Raw genomic sequence first — 9,190 nt, 5'->3', positions numbered from 1 at the left:
CGGCCGCCGGCCGGCAGGCCGGCCGCCGCCTCGGCGCGGGCGTACCGCTGGGTGGTCACCAGCTCGACAAGCCGGCGCCGCTCCTCGGCGTTGATCCGACCGCTCAGGACGGCGGCGCTGACCAGGGTGTCCTCCCGGGCGAGCAGCTCGCGGGCGCGGGCCAGCGCGATCACCGCGCGGGTCTCGACCGCCAACCTGCTCTCGTACGCGCCCCACTCCGGTCCGTACACGTCGAAGGCGGCGTCGACGAGTTGGTCGTACCCGTCGATCGCCCCGGTGCGGTCGAGGTACCCGGCGTCCACCTGGGACCGGACGGCGCCCAGCCCGTTCAACCGCCGGACGAGCGCCTCGGCCCGGTCGCGTACCGCCCCGGCGCTGAGCAGGCGCAGATCGCGGCCGGTCGGAAACGCCCGGACGTCCGCCGCCGCCCGGTCGGTCACCTCGCGGGCGCCGGCCAGCGCGGTCCGCGCCGGCGCCGACCCGGCCAGCGACTCGGCGGTCACCCGGCGCTCGGCCTGCAGGCCGAGGATCAGCCGGTCGATGGGCTGGCCCAGGGTGTCGGCCAGGGTCCGCACCCGCAGCAGGTCGACCGCGTCCTGACCGGTCAGGTAGGCCGCGTACGACCAGAGCGTGAGCAGCACCGCCGCCGCGGCGACGAGCCGGACCCGCAGTCGCCGTTCGAGGGTGCGCGTCACGTCGCGCTCCGTCCGGTCCGCGGTGACCCGTGGCGCGTCCGGCTCATCGCGCCGACCGCTGCGGCCAGGGCTGCCCGGCGGCGTCGCTGGCCCGGTCGGCGACGACGGTGCGCAGCAGCGCCAGCAGCTCCGCACGGTTGGCGCAGTTCAGCCGGTTGCGCATGCGGGCCACGTGGTGCTCCACGGTCTTCGCCGAGATGAACAGCCGATCACCGATCTCCCGGTAGGTCAGTCCGGCCAGCACCAACTCGGCCACCTCGTACTCCCGGTCGCTGAGCCCCTGCTGGGTGGGGGCGGCGATGGCGCCCGCCGCCGGGGTGGCGCTCTCGCCGGCGGCGGGTCGCGGCCCACCGGTGGCGGCGGCCGGCCGGCCCTGCAGCACCCGGGCGCACTCCAGCAGGGTGGTCATCGCCCGCCGGTCGGAGGTGCGGATCGCGGCCTGCCCGGCGAGGCGCGCGCCGTCCCAGCACAGTCCGGTGTCGTGCAGGCCACGGGCGGCGGCCTCCACCCGCACCGGGTCGACCACGCCCCGCAGCACCTCGACCCAGCTCTCGGCGGCCGCGGCGACCACGGCGGCGTAGCGGCTGTGGTCCGCGGCGGCCAGCAGGGCGGTGACGTGGTCGTCGGCGGCCGCCGGCTCGCCGCTCAGGATGGCCGCGTGCAACCCGCTCCAGTGCAGCGGGACGCTCCACAGTGTCGGGGCGCCGAGCCGGTCGAGCAGCGCCCGGCCCTCCCGCAAATACGGCGCCAACCGGGCGGCGTCGCCCAGCCGTGCGCCCGCGATGGCCAGTTCGCCCAGCGGCAGCAGCGTGAACAGGTCGACGGGATGGCGGACCACCGCCTCCAGGGCCTGGCCCCACCCCCGCTTGAGCGCACCGAGGTCGCTGGTGCGCCGGCCGATGCCCATCCGCAGCGCGGCGGCGAAGAGCAGGTCCCGGGACTCCAACGGCCGCTCGTCGGCGGTCACCGTGGCGAGGCGTTCGGCCGCCGCGAGCGTCTGGCCCCGGACCATGAGGATCCAGGCCTGCAACAGCCGGTGCCGGCGGGCCATCAGCGGACCGCCGACTCCGGCCGCCTGCGCCCGGTGCAGCACCTGCTCGGCGATGTCCAGCTCGCCGGAGTGCACGGCGGTCAGGGCGGCCAGCGCGGCGGGACTGTCCGGCAGGAGCGCCGCCCGGCCGTCCGGCTCCAGCAGCGCGGCGGCCTGGACGAGGGCGGAGAGCGCCGCGCTCGGTGTGCCGGTGACGCTCTCGCGTACGCCCTGGGCCATCAGCCGGGCGGCGCTGGCGTGCAGGGTGGGCGGCTCGCCGGCCGACCCGTCCACCGGCGGCCCGGCGGCGGTCAGATCGCCGGTGGCGAGCCCGCCGACGGTGGCGTACGCCAGGGACGAGGCGCTGCCCGACCAACGGTACAGCTCGACGCTGCGGCCGGTGTGGCCGCGGTGCGCCAGAGCCGTCGCGGCCACCACGGCCGCCTCGGCGCGGTCCGTCGGATCGGTCGCGGCCAGCAGCCGGTCCGCCAGGCGCAGCGCGTCGTCGAGGTTGCCGGCGAGCGCGGCGGCGAGAGCCTGCCGGGCGCTCGTCGGGTGCCCGGCCGCGGTGGCGGCGGCGAACAGGTCGGCGGCGAAGGCCGGCTCGTCGGCCAGCGCCTCCTGCGCCGCCGCGGCCAGCGTCGGGGCCGGGCAGTCGCCGAGCACGCCCACCGCGAGCAGCGAGCGCACCAGCGGCAGCACCGGGCCGCCCCGGGCGAGCTGCAACTCGGTGAGGCGACGCCAGACCGCGCTGCGCTCGGTGGCCGGGCTGAGCGTGGTGACGGCCCGCCGGACGATCGGCGTGAGCCGGCCGTCGGCGCCGATCAGCCCGGCCGCCCGGGTCGTGGCGATCAGCTCGTCGACCGCCTCCGGCTCCTGGTCGAGCAGCGGGCCGAGCATGGTCACCGGCAGCGGCACGCCGGCCGCGACCGCGAGCAGCAGCCGTCGTACGGCGGTGGGCTGGACCTCCAGCTCCGGCGCGAATTCGAGGACGACGGACCGGGGTGGTTCGGCCGGGGCGCTGGTCAGGCCCGGGACCGCGCGCAGGCCACGGGTCAGCCGCTCGACGTCGCGGGGGACGCCACCGGTCTGCGTGTGCACGAAGTCGACCAGGTCGCCACGGTGGGCCAGCTCGGGCGCGGCGGCGGCGAGGTGGGCCGCGGTCTGCTCCCGAGCGTACGGGCCGAGCAGCACGGCCTGCCCTTCGCGGCGCAGCGCGTCGGTCAGCTCGGAGACGGCCGCCGACCGGGGCCAGGGCCGGTGGGCGACGACCAGTCGGTGTCGCCGGGTGGCGACCAGGCCCAGCAGCACGCCGATCCGCTCGTCGTCGAGCAGGTGCGCGTCGTCGACCAGCAGCAGCTCGGCCGGGTCGACGGGATCGCCCGGCTGCGGGACGCCCGTCCGCACGGTGACCCCGGCCCGTTGCTGGGTGCGCGTCAGCTCGGCGAGCAGCGCGGTCTTGCCGTGGCCGGCGGGGCCGGCCAGCCCGACCAGGAGCGGGCCGGTCGGATCGTCGGCGACCCGGTCCAGCAGGGCCCGGGGTGCTCTGCCGAGCACCAGTCGGGACTCGACGACGTCATTCATGATCATTGTGGTCATCCTTCGCGTCCCCGGCTGAGCGTCAGTGCCAGGCGGGACGCCTTCGGCAGGTCGAGGGGGAGGATCCGGACCGGAGGGCGGGGTGGCGGCTCGCCCGGATCGGTGGCGTGGTCCCGGGGTCGTCGCAGGGCCGGGATGGTGGCCCGGCCGGAGCCGGCGACCGGTGCCGGATCGCGGACCGGAGTGGGGTGCCGGGGGCGGGGTGACACCACCTGGCAGGCCGCGCTCGCCGCCCCGATGGCGGCGGTCAGCTGCGCGTCCGGCTCCACCTCGACCGGGACCGGAAGCGCCGCGGTGATCAGCTCGGTGACCAGCGGGATGCGGGCCGAGCCGCCGGCCAGCAGGACGCCGTCGAGCTGCGTCGGAGTCAGGCCGGCGCCGTGCACGGTGCGCAACAGGAGGTCCACTGTGGCCTGCACGGTCGGGCGGATCATGGCCTCGAACTGCGCGCGGGTCACCGGTATCCGCGCCGGGCCGGTCGGCAGGCTCAGCACCACGTCGGCGGCCAGCTCGACGGTCAGCGCCCGCTTGACCCGGTCGCACTCGGCCGGCAGCCCGCGCAGGGCGGCGTGGTGCTCCCGACGGCCGGTGGCGGCCAGCTCCCGCGACAGCACGGTGCGTACGTGGCTGGCCAGCAGTTCGTCGAAGTCGGCGCCGCCGATCGGGTCGAGCCCCTGCGGGGTGCCGAAGCTCTCGTAGGTGCCGCGCGAGGTGCGCCGCACCAGGGCCGCCTCGAAACTGGCGCCGCCCAACGCGTAGACGGCGGCCGTGGTGCCCGCGAATCCGCGGGCCGCGTGGCTCTCGGCGACCGTGACCGTACGCGGCAGCAGCGTGACGGTGCGCAGACCGAGTTCGACGAGCGCCCGGTGCAGCAGCTCCCGCCGGTACGGCCGCCAGGCCGCCGGGTGGCTGAGCACGACCGCCTCGGCCGGGCCGCCCTCCACGGCGTGCACCTGCTCCACCACCCACGCGGCCAGTTCCGCGGTGAGCGTCTGCGGCGCGCACGGCTCGCCGCCCAGCAGCAGGGGCACGTCGTCGCCGATGCGGCGGACGAAGTCCCTGGTGGTGCGGCTGCCGTCGTCGGTGACGGGCCCGCCGATGTGCAGGGCGCCGTCCTCGGCCAAATGCAGCACCGACGGTACGAGGGGCGAGCCGGCGTTGAGCGGAACAGCCTCCGGGCGCGTCCAGGTCCGGCCGTCGCGCCGTGCGACGGCGGCGGCGGTGTTGGTGCTTCCGATGTCGATCCCCAGGACGTACGGCATCCGTCTCTTCTCTTTCCGCGAGTTGGCCGGCTGGTGGCGATGGCGTCGGCGCTGCCCGGCGACCCACCCCCGGCGAAACCCGCGGGCTCCTACGTTCGTACCAGAGATCGCTCCCCGGTCGGGACCCTAATCTGCCCGGGACGGTTTCCCCCAGTCCCCCTAACGGTGGAGCCGATCAAGGCCCTAACGCGGCCGGATCGGATGCGGGCCGAGCCCCGATGTCCGGGATCGGCCCCCGCAATAACGTCACTGTCGACGAACGACGGTCGCCGACGCCAATCCGAGGAGAACCGGCACATGGACTCGCAACAGACCCTCCACGACTTCGTGCTCGACCTGCTGACCAACCCCGACGCGCGGTCGGCCTTCGACCTCGACCCGGAGGGCGCGCTGCACTCCGCAGGGCTCAGTGACATCACCGCCGCCGACGTGCAGGACGTGGTGCCGCTCGTGGTCGACTACGCGCCGGGACAGGGCCTCGCGCCGATGGTTCCGGCCGTCGGGCAGCTCGGGTTCGACCCGCTGGTGACCGACACCACCGACGTGGTCGGCCAGCTGCAGAGCGTGGCGCAGCAGATCAGCATCACCAGCTCGCCCGCCGGGGTGGACGTCAAGGCCGGAGTGCTCGGCGCCATCGCCGTGGACCCGACGACCGTCGCCGCCGGGGTGACCGTGCTTCCGGGTCTCGGCCTGGGCGTCGGCCCGAGCGGCCTCGACACCGACCTGACCGGCGTGGCCGACGTGGCGCACACCCTCGACGCGGACGTGGTGCAGCCGGTCGACGGCATCGCCGACCCGGTGCTGGGCGGCGTGACCGGCACCGTCGGGGACCCGACCGGTGTACTCGGCGTCACCGACCCGGTGCTCGGCGGCGACGTGACCGGCGGTGTTCTCTCCGGCGTGCACGGTCAGGTCGACGGCATCGTCGGCTCCCTCGGTGTCCACGACACCCTGGGTGGCCTGGGCCTCGGGCACGGCGCCGTCGGTGGTGTGGTGCCGCCGGTCGACGTCCCGTCCGTGGTGGGCGGCGTCACGCACCACGTGGACAGTCTCCTCCCCGGTGTCACCGGCACGGTCGGTGACGTGACCGGAGGGGTCACCGACGGTGTGACCGGCGACCTGCACGACGGGGGGCCCGCCTCGTCGGACCACGGGCTGCTGGGCATCACCGGCGGTCTGCTCTGACGGGGATTCCCGTCGGAAGCGGGAGGCCGGGTCGCCTCGGGCGGCCCGGCTCTCTCCGGTTTCCTTTCCGGTCCCTCTTGATAATTGAGCCGAAATCCGCACACTTGGTGCGGTGATGGCGGGGATCTGGTTGGACGTACTGGACGAGATCGCCCGGACGTGCAACACACACGGTCGCGGCGACCTGCTTCAGACGGTCCGACAGAAGCGTGCCCAACTGCTGGACCCGAAGCTGCGCGTCCTGGTCGTCGGCGAGCCGAACCAGGGCAAGAGTCAGCTCATCAACGCGATCATCAACGCGCCGGCCTGCCCGGTCGGTGACGGACGTACCACCGTCCTGCCGACCGTGGTGCAGCACGCCGAGGCCGCCTCCGCGGCCGTGGTCCAGGCGCCGCCGGTGTCGGGACGGCCCGCCGGCGCCGCGGGTGCCCCGGCCGCGACGCTGGTCGAGCGGACCCCCTTGGCGCTCGACCAGATCGCGGCAGGGGTGTCCGGCAGGCTCGGGCGGCGGCCGGGCGGCGGTCCGGCGTACGTCGAGATCGGGTTGCCCCGCGCGTTGCTCGCCGCCGGACTGGTGCTGGTGGACACTCCCGGCACCGACCAGGTCGCGGCGCTCGGTGGGGCCGCGGAGGTCGCCGCCTCCACCCGCGCCGACGCCGTGCTGCTGGTCTCGGACTCGACCCGGGAACTCTCGGTCGCCGAGCTGGACATGCTGCTGCACGTCACGCGCTCGCAGCCGAACGTGGTGGTGGTGCAGAGCAAGACCGATCTCGTGGCGGACTGGCGTGCGGTGGCCGAGCGCAACCGGCAGCACCTCGCCGACGCCGGTGTCGCGGCGCCGCTGATTCCGGTGTCGGCGACCCTGCGGCTGCGCGCGGCGACGACCGACGATCGCGGTCTCAACGCCGAGTCCGGCTTTCCGGCGCTGATCGCCCGCCTGCAACGGGACCTGACCGGCAAGGCCGATCACCTGGCGCGGGCGTCGGTGCAGGCGGTGGCCCGTACGGTGGTGGAGCAACTGGCCGCGCCGCTGCGCGCCGAGCTGGCGACGCAGGAGGCCGAGGAGCAGTCCGGGCCGATCTCCCGGCTGCACGCCGCCCAGCGGGAGGTCGACGAGCTGCGCCGCTGCTCCACCCGGTGGCAGAACACGCTCGCCGACGAGATGACCGACCTGCTCTCCGACATCGAGTACGACCTGCGCGACCGCACCCGCCAGATCCTGCGGGCCGTGGACGAGGCGTTCGACGCGGCGGACCCCCTCGTCGCCTGGGACACCTTCGCCGAGTGGCTGGAGCGCAGTCTCGTCGAGGCCGCGGAAGCCAACCACGAGTGGCTGATCCAGCGCTGCGACTGGATCGCGCGTCGGGTGGCGGCCAACTTCAACCGGTACGGCTACGACGTGCTGCCGCCCTGGTCGATGACGATGCCGGCGGATCTCGGCGACCGGCTGCCGGACCTGGAGCGACCGAGGATCGACAAGTTCACCACCGGCCAGAAGTTGTTCACCGGCATGAAGGGCTCGTACGGCGGCATGCTGATGTTCGGCCTCGCGACGACCCTGGCCGGAATGCCGATGATCAACCCGGTCTCGGTCGGCATCGGCGCGCTCTTCGGCGGCAAGAGCATCCGCGACGAGGGCAAGCAGTTGCTGCGCCGCCGCCAGGCGACCGTCAAAACGGCCATCCAGCGGCATGTCGACGAGTTCTTCGTCCGGATGGTTCGGGACTGCCGCGACGCCACCCGCCAGGTGCAGCGGATGCTGCGCGATCACTTCACGGGGCTGACCGAGGAGTTGCAGGAGGCCATCGTGCAGTCGTTCCGCAGCGCGAAGCAGGAGGCCGACACCGATGTCGCAGTGCGCGAGCAGCGGCAACGGGAGATCCGGCTGAAGATGACCCGCCTGGCCGCGCTCTACGAGCAGTCCCAGCAGTTGACCGGCGCCCGGTCCACCCCGGTGCTGCTGGAGCCCCGGGCATGACCGTCGGGGTGCGGCTGGACGAGGCGGCGTGGGGGCTGCTGCACCAGGCCATGGACGTCTACCAGCACGACGCGCGGGCCGTCGGGCGGTTGCGGCACCAGGTGGCGCGGTTGGAGCAGCCGCTGCGGATCGCGGTGGCCGGCCCCTGGCGTGCCGGCAAGTCGACGGTGCTCAACGCGTTGATGGGGGAGGAGGTCGCGCCGGTCGAGGGCGCGGACGGCGTCTTCACCTGGTACGAGGACGGCGCTTCGCCGCGCGCCACCGCCTACCCGGTGGGCCAGCCTCCCCAGGAGCTGACGGTGGTCAAGTCCGCGACCGGGATGCGGGTGGATCTCGGCTGGCGGGTCGGGGAGGTGCGCGACATCGTGGTGCGGTGGCCGACGCGGGCGTTGCGGCAGGTGACGCTGATCGACACCCCGGCGCTCGCGGCGGTCGACGAGCAGGGCCACGCGCCGGTGCTGGATCGCGTCCTGCGGGACTCGGACGCGGTGCTGTTCCTGACCCGCGACGGTCGCGACAGCGACCTGCGGGTGTTGGAGTCCGCTCGGGACAGTGTCGTCGGGCAGGCCGCCCCGGTGAACGTGATCATGGTGTTGTCCCGGGCGGACGAGGTGGGCGGCGGCCGGATCGACGGGCTGCTCACCGCCCGTCAGCTGGCCCGACGGCACCACCGGGATCCCCGGGTGGGCGCGCTGGCGGTGAACGTGGTGGCGTGCAGCGGGGCGATCGGCCTCGCGGGCCGGATGCTGAGCGAGTCCGACTTCGCCGCGCTCGCGGCGCTGGCCGGGGCGTCCCGCGCCGAGCTGGAGGCCCACCTGCTCTCCGCCGACCGTTTCGTCCGGGGCGAGCTTCCGGTGCACCTGGACTCCGAGGTGCGCGGCGGTCTGCTGGATCGGTTCGGGCTCTTCGGGATCCGGCTCGCGACGACCCTGGTGCGCGGCGGGTTCGACACCCGGGTGACGTTGTCGGCCGAGCTGATCCGGCGCAGTGGGCTCACCGAGCTGCGGGAGTCGATGACCCGCTGTTTCGTCGATCGTCGCGACACGCTCAAGGCGCGCTCGGCACTGGCCGCGGTGGAGGCCCTGGTCCGGGCCGAGCCGGTGCGCGGGGCCGACGAGTTGGTCGGCGCCATCGAGCAGATCCTGGCGGGTGCGCACGAGTTCCGGGAGCTGCGCCTGCTGGTGGCGCTGCGCAACGCCCGTCTCGGTTTCGACGCCGAGTTGGCGGCCGAGGCGCAGCGGCTGGTGGGCGGCGAGGGGGTTGGTCTGGCCGCGCGGCTCGGTGTGGAGCACGAGGCGACAGTGCAGCGGCTCTGGGAGGTCGCCGCCGACGCCCAGTGGCGGTGGCGGGACCGGGCCGAGGATCCTTCGCTCCCGCTGGCCCAGCGCCGGGGCGCCGAGGTCGTGGTCCGCAGTTGCGAGGGGATGCTGGCCGAGCTGGC

At 74.8% G+C, this 9,190-nt stretch carries 6 protein-coding genes; 3 read left to right on the top strand and 3 right to left on the bottom strand.

What is annotated here, in order from left to right; genetic code table 11:
* The 3 genes from AB0J68_RS19570 to AB0J68_RS19560 form a co-directional block, all read right to left on the bottom strand.
* Nucleotides 1–695: nitrate- and nitrite sensing domain-containing protein (locus AB0J68_RS19570; RefSeq protein WP_363939777.1), on the bottom strand; the 695-nt coding region annotated here is incomplete at its 3' end.
* A 43-nt stretch (nucleotides 696–738) separates the two neighbouring features.
* Nucleotides 739–3,315, bottom strand: a complete 2,577-nt coding sequence (locus AB0J68_RS19565) for a LuxR C-terminal-related transcriptional regulator (RefSeq protein ID WP_363939775.1) — start codon at nucleotides 3,313–3,315, stop codon at nucleotides 739–741.
* A 5-nt stretch (nucleotides 3,316–3,320) separates the two neighbouring features.
* Nucleotides 3,321–4,586: an Hsp70 family protein gene (locus AB0J68_RS19560; RefSeq protein ID WP_363939773.1), complete on the bottom strand. Its 1,266-nt coding sequence runs from the start codon at nucleotides 4,584–4,586 to the stop codon at nucleotides 3,321–3,323.
* Between the two features lie 297 nt (nucleotides 4,587–4,883).
* On the opposite strand from AB0J68_RS19560, the gene AB0J68_RS19555 reads away from it, so the two are divergent.
* The 3 genes from AB0J68_RS19555 to AB0J68_RS19545 all read left to right on the top strand — a co-directional run.
* Entirely contained in the window at nucleotides 4,884–5,771 is an 888-nt protein-coding gene (locus AB0J68_RS19555; RefSeq protein ID WP_354859869.1) for an IniB N-terminal domain-containing protein, read from the top strand.
* 115 nt (nucleotides 5,772–5,886) lie between these two features.
* The gene (locus tag AB0J68_RS19550) at nucleotides 5,887–7,749 is read left to right on the top strand and encodes a dynamin family protein (RefSeq protein ID WP_363939770.1); all 1,863 of its coding nucleotides are present in this window, start codon (nucleotides 5,887–5,889) and stop codon (nucleotides 7,747–7,749) included.
* Nucleotides 7,746–9,190, top strand: a 1,445-nt coding sequence (locus AB0J68_RS19545; RefSeq protein ID WP_363939768.1) for a GTP-binding protein, incomplete at its 3' end; no start/stop codon positions are given. The genes AB0J68_RS19550 and AB0J68_RS19545, both read left to right, overlap by 4 nt.

Source organism: Micromonospora sp. NPDC049580, from assembly GCF_040675595.1.
Taxonomy (GTDB): domain Bacteria; phylum Actinomycetota; class Actinomycetes; order Mycobacteriales; family Micromonosporaceae; genus Micromonospora.
The sequence above is the reverse complement of the archived record's forward strand: the minus strand, read 5'-3'. Positions and strand labels throughout refer to the sequence as shown.